This is a genomic window from Paenibacillus sp. FSL F4-0087 (genome assembly GCF_038020215.1).
GTDB classification, from domain to species: domain Bacteria; phylum Bacillota; class Bacilli; order Paenibacillales; family Paenibacillaceae; genus Paenibacillus; species Paenibacillus taichungensis.
In genome coordinates this window covers 193,324-206,226 of sequence record NZ_JBBODJ010000001.1, presented here as the reverse complement: position 1 = coordinate 206,226, position 12,903 = coordinate 193,324, and the positions used below count along the sequence as shown (strand labels likewise).

14 protein-coding genes are annotated in these 12,903 nt (G+C 46.6%); 6 read left to right on the top strand and 8 right to left on the bottom strand.

What is annotated here, in order from left to right; translation table 11 throughout:
* Window positions 1–20: 20 nt before the first annotated feature.
* The 5 genes from MHB84_RS01030 to MHB84_RS01010 all read right to left on the bottom strand — a co-directional run bounded on the left by MHB84_RS01030 (window position 21) and on the right by MHB84_RS01010 (window position 5,864).
* Window positions 21–194: a hypothetical protein gene (locus MHB84_RS01030; RefSeq protein ID WP_167434745.1), complete on the bottom strand. Its 174-nt coding sequence runs from the start codon at window positions 192–194 to the stop codon at window positions 21–23.
* Window positions 195–219: 25 nt separating this feature from the next.
* The gene (locus MHB84_RS01025; protein ID WP_076289561.1) at window positions 220–999 is read right to left on the bottom strand and encodes a DUF4097 family beta strand repeat-containing protein; all 780 of its coding nucleotides are present in this window, start codon (window positions 997–999) and stop codon (window positions 220–222) included.
* Between the two features lie 5 nt (window positions 1,000–1,004).
* A complete protein-coding gene (locus MHB84_RS01020) occupies window positions 1,005–1,688 on the bottom strand; it encodes a TetR/AcrR family transcriptional regulator (protein ID WP_076289562.1) in 684 nt (227 codons plus the stop codon).
* Between the two features lie 327 nt (window positions 1,689–2,015).
* On the bottom strand, window positions 2,016–4,106 hold the full coding sequence (locus tag MHB84_RS01015) for an ABC transporter ATP-binding protein (RefSeq protein WP_076289563.1): 2,091 nt from the start codon (window positions 4,104–4,106) through the stop codon (window positions 2,016–2,018).
* A gap of 12 nt (window positions 4,107–4,118) precedes the next feature.
* Complete coding sequence (locus MHB84_RS01010) at window positions 4,119–5,864, bottom strand: ABC transporter ATP-binding protein (RefSeq protein WP_076289564.1); 1,746 nt, start codon at window positions 5,862–5,864, stop codon at window positions 4,119–4,121.
* 531 nt (window positions 5,865–6,395) lie between these two features.
* Here MHB84_RS01010 and MHB84_RS01005 point away from each other — a divergent pair.
* Window positions 6,396–6,692: a HesB/YadR/YfhF family protein gene (locus tag MHB84_RS01005; protein ID WP_024630313.1), complete on the top strand. Its 297-nt coding sequence runs from the start codon at window positions 6,396–6,398 to the stop codon at window positions 6,690–6,692.
* Between the two features lie 71 nt (window positions 6,693–6,763).
* Window positions 6,764–7,213 carry an NUDIX domain-containing protein gene (locus MHB84_RS01000; RefSeq protein ID WP_076289565.1) on the top strand — a complete coding sequence of 150 codons (450 nt, stop codon included), beginning with the start codon at window positions 6,764–6,766 and terminating at the stop codon, window positions 7,211–7,213.
* A gap of 125 nt (window positions 7,214–7,338) precedes the next feature.
* Here the strand turns inward: MHB84_RS01000 and MHB84_RS00995 are convergent, their stop codons facing one another.
* The 3 genes from MHB84_RS00995 to MHB84_RS00985 all read right to left on the bottom strand — a co-directional run bounded on the left by MHB84_RS00995 (window position 7,339) and on the right by MHB84_RS00985 (window position 9,487).
* Complete coding sequence (locus MHB84_RS00995) at window positions 7,339–7,854, bottom strand: hypothetical protein (RefSeq protein WP_063566333.1); 516 nt, start codon at window positions 7,852–7,854, stop codon at window positions 7,339–7,341.
* A gap of 185 nt (window positions 7,855–8,039) precedes the next feature.
* On the bottom strand, window positions 8,040–8,483 hold the full coding sequence (locus MHB84_RS00990) for a DUF441 domain-containing protein (protein WP_076289566.1): 444 nt from the start codon (window positions 8,481–8,483) through the stop codon (window positions 8,040–8,042).
* Window positions 8,484–8,488: 5 nt separating this feature from the next.
* Window positions 8,489–9,487 carry a YpdA family putative bacillithiol disulfide reductase gene (locus tag MHB84_RS00985; protein WP_076289567.1) on the bottom strand — a complete coding sequence of 333 codons (999 nt, stop codon included), beginning with the start codon at window positions 9,485–9,487 and terminating at the stop codon, window positions 8,489–8,491.
* A gap of 175 nt (window positions 9,488–9,662) precedes the next feature.
* On the opposite strand from MHB84_RS00985, the gene MHB84_RS00980 reads away from it, so the two are divergent.
* The 4 genes from MHB84_RS00980 (at window position 9,663) to MHB84_RS00965 (ending at window position 12,827) form a co-directional block, all read left to right on the top strand.
* A complete protein-coding gene (locus MHB84_RS00980) occupies window positions 9,663–10,256 on the top strand; it encodes a DUF2087 domain-containing protein (RefSeq protein ID WP_076289568.1) in 594 nt (197 codons plus the stop codon).
* A gap of 484 nt (window positions 10,257–10,740) precedes the next feature.
* Window positions 10,741–11,832: a ribosome small subunit-dependent GTPase A gene (gene rsgA / locus MHB84_RS00975; RefSeq protein ID WP_256716830.1), complete on the top strand. Its 1,092-nt coding sequence runs from the start codon at window positions 10,741–10,743 to the stop codon at window positions 11,830–11,832.
* Between the two features lie 56 nt (window positions 11,833–11,888).
* Entirely contained in the window at window positions 11,889–12,227 is a 339-nt protein-coding gene (locus MHB84_RS00970) for a L,D-transpeptidase (RefSeq protein ID WP_076289569.1), read from the top strand.
* A gap of 66 nt (window positions 12,228–12,293) precedes the next feature.
* Entirely contained in the window at window positions 12,294–12,827 is a 534-nt protein-coding gene (locus tag MHB84_RS00965) for a GNAT family N-acetyltransferase (RefSeq protein ID WP_076289570.1), read from the top strand.
* Window positions 12,828–12,903: the final 76 nt, after the last annotated feature.

The window sequence follows — 12,903 nt, the reverse complement described above, 5'->3', positions numbered from 1 at the left end:
CACATGGTGATGAGGCGTTTCTAAGTTCCGGGATAATTAATCGCTGCACTAACCAGTGCGGCTACCCCAAAACCGATGAACCACCAAGGCCAGCGCCGATGATTGCTTTTGCGTATACCGATGAACAAACTGATGATCCCCGCAAGTAATACAACGGTAGCCAAGCTGCTGCCAACGATCCAGCCAATGCTCATATGTTTACCTCCTCTATATGGAATGTTAAGAAAAGCTCCCTATGGAGAGCTTCCCACCTCTGACCTCTGCTTGAAATGGATAAGTACCGTTACGATACGTATGTTGATTATGATTGGATTGAAGCGGGAGATCACTTCTGAATCGGCCCCCGGCTTGCTTGAAGTCTAACTTGAATCCTTCGTTATCTGCTGGGATTCGCACTTCAACGTTACAACCTGTGGAGCGACTATCCAGAGATTGAAGCATCGTTGAGGAGTGAATGGTGAGTTGGCTGCCTGTCACTTTGGATTGAATATGGGTGAACTGGCCGGATAACTGAACAGGTGAAGAAGTAGCTTGCAATTGCATATGTTCTGCATGGAGGTCTGTTGATGTAACCCGACTGCCCACTGATCGTAGGCGGATATGCTGGGCATGGCCAGTTAAGGTGAGCTTGCCGGATGTACAATCACAATCCCATTGTTCCGAAGAAACGTTATCTACAAGAAAGTGGGAACCAACTCCGTTGATCGACAGCCTTTTCAATGCCGCAGGCGGCAGTATAATGTGGAGCGATGTGCGATGGAAGTTAATGCCCAGCGGAAAAGCTTGTTTTCGTCCATCGATCAGATGTAATAAACCGTGGCTGACGTTAGCTTCAAAATATCTAGTTTTTGGAAAACGAGCCGAGCCCCATTGAATAACACGGATAACCGCTTCTGTGCCCTGGCTAATATGCACTTCGCCTTGCATCCATTCCAGAGAAAGGGCGAGAAGGGGTTCTTCAGACAACCATTCTTTGCAAATCATATGATTAGGTTTCAAAATGGTTATCCCTCATTTCTGTCATCGTCTTCATCCAGAATAGGATAAGCATCCATCGCAGCATGTTGGTCTAGAATACGTTTAATTAGTGATTCACTCACAATATCGGCACCAAGCATGTTCATCAACCGCTGTAAAAAATAAAGACGTTGCTTTGTTTCGCTTGAATTGCGGCCGAACAGTGTTGGATTAATCCATATATTGACCAGCATCATGAATACTTCTGCACAAGCTTCGGGATCTTCGGTTTGAATAGATCCATCTGTAATGCCTTCACGCAAAATCGCTGCAATCACCGGGGCATCAATCCGCACCGCCTGTTGAATCCCTCGTACAATGAACACTGGATTTTTGATCTGGGTTCGAAGTACGTGATCCAGGGAATGGGCCTGTTGATCAGAAACGACATACTCCAAAATCTGAATTAACTTCTCTCGTGCTGGTGTGGTCGTTGTATTTGTAACTAATTGATCCAGCATTTGAGCGGAATAGTTGAACTGTTGTTCCATGACCGCGTCCAGTATTTCCTCTTTGGATCTAAAGTGATGGTACACAGCACCCTTGGACATGCCGAGGGTAACAATGATGTCCTGAATACTTGTTTTTTCAAATCCTTTATCTGTGAACAACTGCGCAGCGACGTTCAGAATCTGTTGTACCGTCTGTTCAGGGTGCTTGTTTCTGGCCATAATAACCTCCTTATATTTTAGATACCGACCGTTGGTATGTATAATACAGAGAGATGTTTCCATTGTCAATAAGAGGAAATCAGAAGGAGTGATACACGTAGGAAGTTTATATGGATCAAATCTGAGTTAATTGAGAAAAGGTAAGATCAAGAAAAAATAAATAAGAGCGGAGAAAAGTGAAGTGGGACCAGAAAAGTAGATAGAGCAACCAACCTTCTTTCGGATTTTGGGTCATGGACAAAATAAAACCGATATGCCTACAGACCAAGAGGTCCGCGGGCATATCGGTTATTTGTTGAAGTATATCTGCATTTATTCCCGGTTTACTTACACGCCGCCTCCAGCAAAGGAGGAAGTGGTTCGAATGGCCTCGCCTATTGGGTTGTTTCCATTCGTATCCGGTGCTGTTTGAGCACCTTGCTGTAGCTGATACATCTGATAATAGCGACCTTTCAGTTCCATCAATTCATCATGTGCACCTTGTTCAACGATCCGTCCGCGATGCAGGACCAGAATCTGGTCTGCTGAACGAATGGTGGACAGACGGTGGGCGATGATGAAAGTGGTCCGTCCTTTTTTGAGGACTTCGAGCGCATTTTGAATTAATGCTTCCGTTTCCGTATCAATGTTCGCCGTAGCTTCATCGAGAATCAGAATGGCTGGATCGAATGCCAGTGCACGAGCAAAGGAGATCAATTGCCGTTGTCCGGCAGATAATGTGCTTCCTTTTTCGATAACCGGCTCGTCGAATCCTTGCGGTAGATGGGCGAGGATTCGCTCAGCACCTACATCGCGCAGCGCCTGTTCAATCTGTGCACGAGTAATCTGCTCATCCCCGAGACTGACATTGGAAGCAACGGTACCCGTGAATAGGTACGGATCTTGCAGTACAATGCCCATATGTTCGCGAATCCACTGTTTAGGCAGATCCTTCACGTTCTGACCGTCAATCGTGATCTTGCCCTTCTGTGGATCATAGAACCGGAACAGCAGGTTGATGATCGAGCTTTTACCGGAACCGGTATGGCCCACCAGGGCGACCGTTTGACCTTGTGAGGCTTTAAACGAGATGTTGTTTAGCACATAATCTTTTTTATAGGCAAAAGATACATCGTCAAACACAACATTTCCTTTGTACCTCGGCATCGAGCCATCGGTTACCGGTTCACCTTTCTCATCCATCAGTTCAAATACACGTCCGGCGGATACCATAGAGGAGTCCAGGTTCGCGAGTTGGTTCACCATACCTGTAATTGGCTGGAACAAACGTCCGAGAACGTCAACGAATGCATACAGTACACCAAGCGAGATGATACTCGTGCCGTCCAGCACACTAGAGCCGAAGTACCACAGGACAACCGCAAAAGCCATATTCCGCAGCACGTTAACCAGGTTGTGTGAGGTGAAAGCGTTCAGGTTGAGCATTTTGTTCTGGTGTTTCATATAATCATCATTCAGATCCTCGAATTCCTGCTTGGTCTGTTTCTGATGACGGAATACCCGGATAATGGACATCCCCTGAATGGACTCGTTAATAATCGCATTAATTTCACTCAGACGTGAACGAATGATCGTGTTGTACCGAGTTGCAATTTTACGATAAAGCACAATCCACAGAACCAGCATCGGTACAACGAACAGCGAGATCAATCCGAGGCGGAAATCCAGCAGGAAGAGCGCAACGTACACTCCAGTAATCGTAATGATGCCAGAGAAAAAGTTCGACAGAACGGCAACGAACAGATCCTTGACGGCTTCGGTATCGTTGGTGACCCGGGAGACCACTTTACCTGCGGGCAGGTTGTCGAAAAAATGTACGGGCAATCGCTGGATGTGTGCATACACATCGTTACGGAGTCTTTGAATGACTTTGTTGGCAGATGATTGTAACCAGTATGTTTTACCAAACTCCATAATGACTGAGATGACAAGGAAGATCATGTAATACACAATCAGCTGATAGATGCTTGGCATTTCCGGTTTGTAAAAGGCAAAGAGTTCACCAGCGGATAAAGGCACCGCCGCATATTGACCCGTCACTTCGCCTGCGCGTGTAACCGTCAGTGTTCCGTCCGCGTATGTTCGATCCCCATCGGGGGCACTAACGGGTTCATTTACAAAATAAAAACTTCTACCGGCTTGCAGTACGCGTACTTCGGTACCTTTCGTTTCTTCCGGTTCAAACCGGCCTTCACGTTTGTAGTTCTTTCCATTGTAGACCGCTGCTTCGCTAGAAGCAGTAGTCTCATAGAAAGGCTGCTCAATAGCAAGCAAATGATTGTCGATCATGGACTTGGCGATGAAAGGGCCGGCAAGCTCGGCGGCAACTCCAATCGTAAGCATAATTAAAGCGGCAATAAACGTGCCTTTGGCTTTTAGGGCATATTGAAGCAGCCGTTTGCCTGTATTAGACTTCAAAGCGTTAACCTCCTACGTGGACAAATTAGACTCCACCTGCTGCCGTTCATACTGTTCACGGTACCAGCCGTTCATAGCAAGCAGTTCCTGATGGGTTCCTTCTTCCGTTATTTTCCCGTGCTCCAGTACGATGATTCGGTCTGCGTGTTCAATAGCGGACAGGCGGTGAGTCGAGATCAGCGTAGTTTTGCCCGAGCGTTTGTTGCGTATATTTTCGATAATTTTAGCTTCGGTTCTTGCATCGACGGCGGATAAAGCATCATCCAAAATCAAAATGTCTGGATCGGCGATAAAGGCACGCGCCAGCGATACACGCTGTTTCTGTCCACCGGACAGCGCAATTCCTTTTTCACCAACGAGTGTGTCCAGACCATCGGATAAAGTGCCCAGATCTCCGTCAAAGGCTGCGGTCCGAATCGCTTCCATAATTACATTATCATCAGCACCAGGCTTACCGAATTGAATGTTCTGACGGACTGATTTGGAGAACAGCACCTGTTCCTGTGGAACATATCCAATCCAGCTGTGCAGGTCATCTTTGGCGATATCCTGAATCGGATGACCGGAGATGCTTAACTTACCCGATCCGGCCGGGTATTCATGAAGCAATTGTTTGAGCAGGGTGGATTTCCCGCTACCTGTACGTCCCACGATCCCCAGTGTCTGCCCGCGTCGAAGTGAAAAGCTGACATGACTTAGATTGTCTACAGTAGAACTAGGATAACGGAAGGTAACATCCTGCATGGCGATTTCTTCAGGATTAGTAATATGAGCAGGCTGCTCAACATCTTTCACGGCAGGTTCTACAGATAGCGTCTCGTTAACACGATCGAGTGAGGCACTACCACGCTGCATCAGGTTAATCAACTCGCCAATCGCAAACATTGGCCAGATCATCATCCCCAGGTACATATTGAACGATACGAGATCCCCAAGGGTAATTTCATTATGAAAAACAAGATAAATGCCGTAGGCAAGTGCAATCACATAACTGAGTCCGACACATAACCGGATGGTAGGTTCGAACAGTGCATCCATCTTGGCAACGGCCAGATTTTTGCGGTACACATCTTCAGTGACATCAGCGAACCTTTTCTCGTCCAGACGTTCCTGAACATAGGCACGCACAACTCGAATGCCGGCAATAGACTCAAGCACCTGATCGTTCATATCCCCGAATGCATCCTGTGCCAGTGTGTATCGTTGATGGACAGCTTTACCATAGATCATCATGGCGATGGCGATAAAAGGCAGAGGCAGAATTGCGGCCAGGGTCAGTTTCCAGCTAACCAGAAAACCCATGGCGAATAATACGGTTGCCAGAAAAGCAGTGGAGTCGGTTAACGTCAGCATGCCGAAGCCTGCTGTGGTAGCAATGGAACGAAGATCATTTGTGGCACGCGCCATCAGATCGCCGGTTCTGTTTTTCTCAAAAAAGGGCGGGGTCATTCGCAGCAAATGGTCCATAAAGCGTGACCGCAGCAAGCGTTCAACCAGATTGGCACCGCCAAACAGTTTGTGCATCCATATGTACGTTGTCAAATAGATAATGATGACCGATCCTAGAATAAGTAAAATGTAACGTGTGAGTGAGGCGCCGGTGATGGAACCGCGTACAATCTCGTCAATGGCATTGCCCAGAAGACGAGGTGGCAGCAGTTCAATGATGCCCACCATAATAAGCAAGGTGACACCAATGAGGTATCGTTTGCGTTCCAGCCGGAAAAACCAGGCCAGATTTTTAAGTACAGAGAACAAGTGGTATCCCTTCCTTTCGAGTTCGTGAAATGCATGTTCCGTTCATGTTCAGCCATTTGAGCCCACAAAAAAAGACATACCGCACGCAGGCGGTATGTCTTGGGTATCATTCATACGGCAGCATGGCTCCGAGAGCAGAGCCACCACCGTAGATAAAGTTCAATTGTGAGAGTACAAAACAGCAAACCTGAGTAGAGGCTTCTGTGATGCGGTCTTATGAACGGAATAACGATTTCATGGGTGCTCCGGTATTTAGTTGTATGCTGAATTGATGTAGATCGTCATTGTTAAACACCGTAACCACCCTTTCTTTTTTGGTAATAAATTGCATGTAGATCTCGTATGTTTGCATCTTAACACCGAGTTTTACAATCTGTCAAACGTTTTTCCAAAACAGAAGATGCAGCGCAATGTGATGGAATTATGACAAGTAAATGAACTTTTTTTGCGTATTTGGGGTGGTTGAGGTTTGTAATCAGGCCACTGTAGCGATATGATGGAACATATATATAGAGAAGGAGCTGACACCAAATGAGTACCATACATGTATCTGACCGCGCTGCTCGCTGGTATAAGGAAGAACTGAATTTGAACGAAGGAGACAGCATTCGATTCTTCGCCCGTTATAGCTCCGGCGGAGGTCTTCATCCTGGCTTCTCCCTCGGAATCGCCGTGGAGGAACCGAGACATCCTGCTGATCAAACGAAGGTATCGGGTATCCAATTTTTTATGGAAGATCATGATTACTGGTATCTGAAAGGTCATCAACTTCATGTAGATGTTGTTGAAGAAGGACAGGATATCGAATATCGCTACACCGAGATTTAACGTAATATCTCTGCGTATATAGAATGGCTCATCACCGGTCGCACCGATTTTCGAACAGGAGGAGATACGACATGAATCCGCCAGCCCGAGATTTGGCCCAGTATATCGCGAATCGCTCTCATATTGTTGTTAAGGCGGCGGTTCGGGCCGAGAATGAACAAGGTGAATTATTGCTGATCCAGCATGCTGAACACGGACATTGGCGTATTCCTGCGGGACAGATGCGCCCGGGAGAAGCCATTGAGGACACCGCGCACAGGGAACTGTGGGAAGAGACGGGGTGGACCACCAATCATATGATACTTGAAGGTTTGCATTCCGGTCCGAATCTGAGACATTTGCATGCCAGTGGGGATGAAGAATATTTTGTGATTGCCATGTTCAGGGCACAAATTGTTCAGGATTCGCTCGTAGAATCACGAGTAAATAGCGAGGCCGGGCTGAAGTTTTTTGATCTCAAGTCATTGCCCAGGCTGAATGATCTTAGCCGCTTGCTGCTGAGGTCTTTCGAAATAGAATAAACGGAACAAAGAAGAAGCCTTTCCTGCCCGGAAGGCTTCTTCTTTGTTGTGGAAATCACAATCTAAATGGACCAATGTCCATGAGTAGGATAATCACTCTCGTGAATCAGCAGTTCCTGGCCTAACTAGACTTGATCAAGCGGTTCTTCATCATCCATCGCAAAATCAAAATCGTCAATATCGAAGACCTGCACGGGAGATGCCGATTCAATAATACGTGCGATCAATTCGACCTGATCGGTAAGTATAGGGGTATCCAGGCGCTGTGAAGTGAGAAGCAGCTCGGTCTCAATGGGATCAAAATATTCACCATATTGTGCGGTATCAACCGCATTAATAATGGCGATGGAGACCTGGTCACCGAACAAAATGGACGGACTTTTGGCCCAGGGAACAGCCAGGGCACGCTCTATTTTTTTCTTATTCAACGGTTCTTCAAAATAAGAAATCATTTCATTAATCTTGGATTTCACATGCTGGTCATCCGCCGGATTATCCATCAAAGGGTCAGGGCTGGTCTGAAATTCATATAACTCCAGGATGGTGGTGTAAGGAACAATATATTCAACAGGCGCCGGCGGCGCGAGTAATTGACCGTAAATTGCCACCATCACGGCTTCTGTAACAAACTGACGTGACATGGGTTCCTGAATCCTCCTGCGGCCATTAATAGTTGCGAGATGAATCAATTTCCTTTTGTATGATGGATCATCAAATTGATTTCTCTGCTATGGACTTGGGTGCTTGAATTGCATGAATAGAAGTATATCATACAACGGTGGGAAAAACAGCCAGTCCGCAGAAGGATGTCAAGTCCCAACTTTGATCATGATTTTCCGAGCAGTAAGGATAAAATTCCTGCTGCAATCAGGGGACCAACCGGTACACCTTTGAACAAGGCAACCCCAAGCACCGTACCAATAAGCAGCCCTGCAACGACGGTTGGCTGTGTACTCATTAGCGTAGCTCCTCGTCCTCCCAGATGGGCGACAAGTAATCCTACACCAATGGCGAGCAGCGATTTCCAGTGCAGAAAAGACTCTCCAATCGTCTGCAAACTGATTTTGCCGCTGGCGAGTGGTGCCATAACACCAATGGTCAGGACGATGATACCGATTGTAAGTCCATACTTTTCCAGCCACGGAAAAGCCTGATTAAGGTTCAGCACCCGCAGCAGCAACAGAAATACCATGGCTACGGTTACGGGTGTATTACTGCTGATAATACCTAGCGCGGCAAACACGAGCAACAGCAGTGAGGTCATATCCATCGATTTCATTCCCCTTCGGTCTGCCCGCGATGACGACCTACAATATGTTCTGCAATATATCTTCCATGCCAGCGCCCGGATTCAATAAACACTTCATTGGCATTACGGCCTGAAGCGATTACTCCACCAACGTATACGCCAGGTACACTACTCTCCATTGTCTGTGGGTCATATACGGGTTTATCCATATCCTCAGACATCTCCACACCTACCGAAGAAAGCAGCTTGCGATCAGGACGGAAACCGGTCAAGGCCAGCACAAAGTCATTGTCGAGTTCACTTGTGGAGCCATCAGAATGGAGCAAACGAATGGAATCATCCAAAATTTCATTTACACGTGAGCCAAGGTGCAGTGAAATTTTGCCTTTTTGCACCATGCTTTCGAACAATGGACGAACCCATGGTTTAATATGTTCCGAAACACCGCTCCCACGATAAACCATGTCAATATGTGCACCGACACGAACCAGTTCCATGGCAGCATCGACAGCTGAATTACTGCCTCCAATAATGGCGACACGTGTGCGTGTGTAAGGATGAGCTTCACGGAAATAATGAGTGACTTTATCCTTGTCTTCGCCAGGGATGCCAAGATAGTTAGGGTGGTCAAAATAACCTGTAGCAACAACGACATTTCGTCCTTTATGAACGATTGTCTGCCCACGACGATTGACCGTATGTACCTCGAACGTGCCATCGTCTTTACGTTTGATTTCTTGGGCTTCTTCATAGTTATGAACACGCAGGCCGAAATGTTCGGCTACCTTGCGATAATAGGCGAGTGCCTCGTAACGAAAAGGTTTGTCGTTCGGTGTGCTGAATGGAACATTCCCGATCTCAAGCAATTCCGCTGTACTGAAAAACTGCATATGGGTTGGATACAGATAAATAGATTGGACGATATTGTACTTCTCAACAATTACAGCGGACAGTCCCAGCCGCTCGCATTCAATGGCAGCAGATAGACCGCATGGGCCTCCGCCGATAATAATGACATCTTCCATGTTCTTAATCCTCCTTATTTCAAGCACTATAATCCTACCGTAAATATGGGTTTAATGCCAGTTCAAGAAGGATACGGACGTAAAGAATTGATCTTGATCCTGGGGAATTGACTTAAGAAAGGGAAAAGATTAATATCAAATTAGATGATCATCTAATGAAAGTGGGTTGAACGAAATGCAACTGGAGAAGATTGTGGCTTACCATAAAGCCTTGGCTGATCCGACTCGACTTCGGATGCTGCTGCTGTTATCCCAGGGAGAACTGCATGGTCAAGCGCTTGCCGAGAAGCTTAACTTGTCTCAGCCAACCGTTACACATCATGCATCCAAGCTAAGAGAAGCAGCGCTAATCAAGGAACGCAGAGAGAAAAATACGGTGTTTTTCTCGCTCAATCCCTATTTTATCCGGGAGCACGCGCAGGCTTCAGTTGATTTTATTTTTAGACAAGAGGAGGTTGCCGATATGAGTGATGTGAATGAGACGCTGAAGGCATCTGTAATGCGGAATTTCTTCTCGAAGGATGGACGATTGCGTCAGATCCCGGCTCAATATAAGAAAAAGCTGATTGTACTGGGTCATTTGGTGGAGCAGCTGGAATTCGGACGGAAATATACGGAGAAAGAGATCAATGCATTCATTCAAAACTATCATGAGGATTTTGCCACTATTCGTCGGGAGTTTATCATGCACCAGTTCATGTACCGGGAAGATGGGATCTATGAATTGAATCCGAAGGAAATGTGGACAAAATGGGATCAAGTGAAATAATTGAAAAATAATTAAACTTGACAAAAGCGGTTGAAGCTGTGTAACATGATGGATAATTCTACAAGGGAGGCGATGTTAAATGACAAATCTAATGGCAGTATACGTTAATTTGAATATGAACAGCGTCTCCGGAACGGATCAATGCATGTAATTTTTTACGGCAGTTGGGCAGTATTGTTCGCAATATTGTCCATATGTACGTAACACAGAATAACATGCACAGATGAAGCCACGGGTGACGTACCCGTGGCTTTTTGTATGCCAAAAATGGGTTGTTTCTGGATAACGAGTATCGGATTGGCGTAAAGATGCTTCTGATATGAATGCCATGAAAACAATCATGTATTCGGCTAACTTCTTGTTTCCGCGGGTGTATTGCCGATCGTGGCTTATTTGGTTTTGATGCCGGACCGGAGCGTTCATTGTTGATTGTTGTCAATGTCAATGAAGGATAACACACCATTTATCGGGAGGAATTTTTATTTTGAATAACACGATGGAGAAATACGGCTGGTCTACAAAGTGGCAGGAGTTGTGGCAGCAGACGGGTATGGAAGAACAATTAAGAAAACCAGCAAGAATTATTGCGGATCACGGGCAATTGCTTCGCCTGATTACGGCTGAGGGAGAATGCTGGGGGCGGGTATCGGGACGAATGCGTCATGATCATGAGGAGACTGGCATTGTACCAGCCGTTGGGGATTGGGTCGCTGTTACAGGGCAAGCTGGAGAAGAAGCCATCATTCACAGCATTGTGCCACGTCAGAGCAGGGTATCCAGACAAGCCGCTGGTCCAGTGACCAAAGAGCAATTGATTGCGGCGAATGTGGATACATTGCTGATTGTTGCCGCTCTTAATCATGATTTTAATCTGAGACGGCTCGAAAGATACATTATGATGGCCTGGAATGGTGGAGTCAGACCTGTCATCATTCTAAGCAAAAGTGATCTGAGCGAGAATGTGGAAGAACAAATTTCGCTGGTGGAAGGCATTGCTCCTGGAATAGAAGTGTTGGCAATATCGGCTGTTCAGGGTCATGGCAAAGCTTTACTTGAAAAATTTCTGTCTCCAGGCACAACGGTTGCCTTGACGGGTTCTTCCGGTAGTGGCAAGTCTACCCTGGTCAACTGGATGATGGGCGAAAGTGTACAGCTCACGCAGGCCGTTCGTGAGGACGACAGCCGCGGACGACATACGACCACTCATCGGGAAATATTTGTACTGCCGCAGGGAGCAGTATTGATTGACACGCCGGGAATGCGTGAACTCAATCTGTGGGATGAAGGTCAGGATGGTTTGTCACATGCCTTTGGTGAAATTGAGCAGCTTGCAACGGAATGCAGGTTTCAGGATTGCACGCATACCCGGGAAGCCGGTTGCGCCGTGAAGGAGGCTATTCAGGAAGGTTCGTTGGATGAAAAAAGGCTGGGCAACTACTTGAAAATGCAAAAGGAACTGAAATTTCAGCAGCGCAAGGAAGAGGCCGCATCCAAAAGACGGACCGCTTCAAGCAAACCCGTCAGTTCACGCAAACCGAAACATGTCCGCAGTACAAAAGACTGGGAAGAGGCCTGAGACCGGGTGGGCATCCCTCTATATCCTGCATAGGATAGATCAGGAGGGATGCCATCATGCCAGATTACAGCATCATCGTGGACCTGTCGGATCATATGTTATATCTTTTGGATGGCTCACAGGTGGTTAAGGGCTATCCTGTCGCTATAGGCAAGGTGCTCACGCAGACGCCTAACGGCGTGTTTACGATTATTAACAAACAAGAGAACCCTGGAGGTCCATTTGGCGTTCTTTGGATGGGGTTGTCCGCGCCGCATTATGGGATTCATGGAACCAATGATCCTTCATCCATTGGCAAGTCCGTTTCTCATGGATGCATACGCATGTATAACTCGGATGTGCTGGACCTTTCTTCCAAAGTGTCAGTCGGCACACAAGTAACGATCCGGCCCTAGGGCCGGATTTATCTGATGAAGGGGATTGTAAAGTCACGGCTAGGCCGAGAGAAAGGGAGTAATAACATGCAAATCAGACCAGCGCGTGAAGGGGATGCGGAAGCCGTAGCCCATGTACATACAGAGAGTTGGAAGACAACATATCGAGGGATCGTGCCGGATGATTTTTTGGACAATCTGACTACAGAATCAAGGTTGTCCCAATGGGAACGAAATATCCGTTCTGGCGAAAAGGATCAGATTCTGGTGGTGGCTGAGCAGGAAGATGGGAAAATTGTCGGATTCGCCTGCGGTGGAAAGGAACGTGAAGGCAAATTGCCTTACGATGCTGAGTTGTTTGCTATTTATTTACTGAAAGAAGTACAACAAACGGGTATCGGCCAGCAGCTGGCGAAACACGTCGTTCGTTATCTCCATTCCCTGGACATGAGAAACTTGTTGATCTGGGCACTGGAGCAAAATTCAGCCTGTCGTTTCTATGAAAAAATGGGCGGAATCCCTGTCCAAACACAGCAAATCCGAATTGGGGGTCAAGATCTGTTAGAGGTTGCTTATGGTTGGGAGGACTTGACTCTATTTGGAGAGAACGGTTCCCAGTAGTTGAATAAATGCAAATTTAGATTAATCTATTAGGCTTTGAGAAGCATCTTCCCTTCTGAGGATGCAAGGATTTCAT

What these genes read in the sequence shown, in the direction of transcription:
- MHB84_RS01030 (WP_167434745.1), bottom strand. Translation starts at nt 194, where the DNA reads ATGAGCATTGGCTGGATCGTTGGCAGCAGCTTGGCTACCGTTGTATTA.
- MHB84_RS01020 (WP_076289562.1), bottom strand. Translation starts at nt 1,688, where the DNA reads ATGGCCAGAAACAAGCACCCTGAACAGACGGTACAACAGATTCTGAAC.
- MHB84_RS01005 (WP_024630313.1), top strand. Translation starts at nt 6,396, where the DNA reads ATGAGTACCATACATGTATCTGACCGCGCTGCTCGCTGGTATAAGGAA.
- MHB84_RS01000 (WP_076289565.1), top strand. Translation starts at nt 6,764, where the DNA reads ATGAATCCGCCAGCCCGAGATTTGGCCCAGTATATCGCGAATCGCTCT.
- MHB84_RS00995 (WP_063566333.1), bottom strand. Translation starts at nt 7,854, where the DNA reads ATGTCACGTCAGTTTGTTACAGAAGCCGTGATGGTGGCAATTTACGGT.
- MHB84_RS00990 (WP_076289566.1), bottom strand. Translation starts at nt 8,483, where the DNA reads ATGGATATGACCTCACTGCTGTTGCTCGTGTTTGCCGCGCTAGGTATT.
- MHB84_RS00985 (WP_076289567.1), bottom strand. Translation starts at nt 9,487, where the DNA reads ATGGAAGATGTCATTATTATCGGCGGAGGCCCATGCGGTCTATCTGCT.
- MHB84_RS00980 (WP_076289568.1), top strand. Translation starts at nt 9,663, where the DNA reads ATGCAACTGGAGAAGATTGTGGCTTACCATAAAGCCTTGGCTGATCCG.
- MHB84_RS00970 (WP_076289569.1), top strand. Translation starts at nt 11,889, where the DNA reads ATGCCAGATTACAGCATCATCGTGGACCTGTCGGATCATATGTTATAT.
- MHB84_RS00965 (WP_076289570.1), top strand. Translation starts at nt 12,294, where the DNA reads ATGCAAATCAGACCAGCGCGTGAAGGGGATGCGGAAGCCGTAGCCCAT.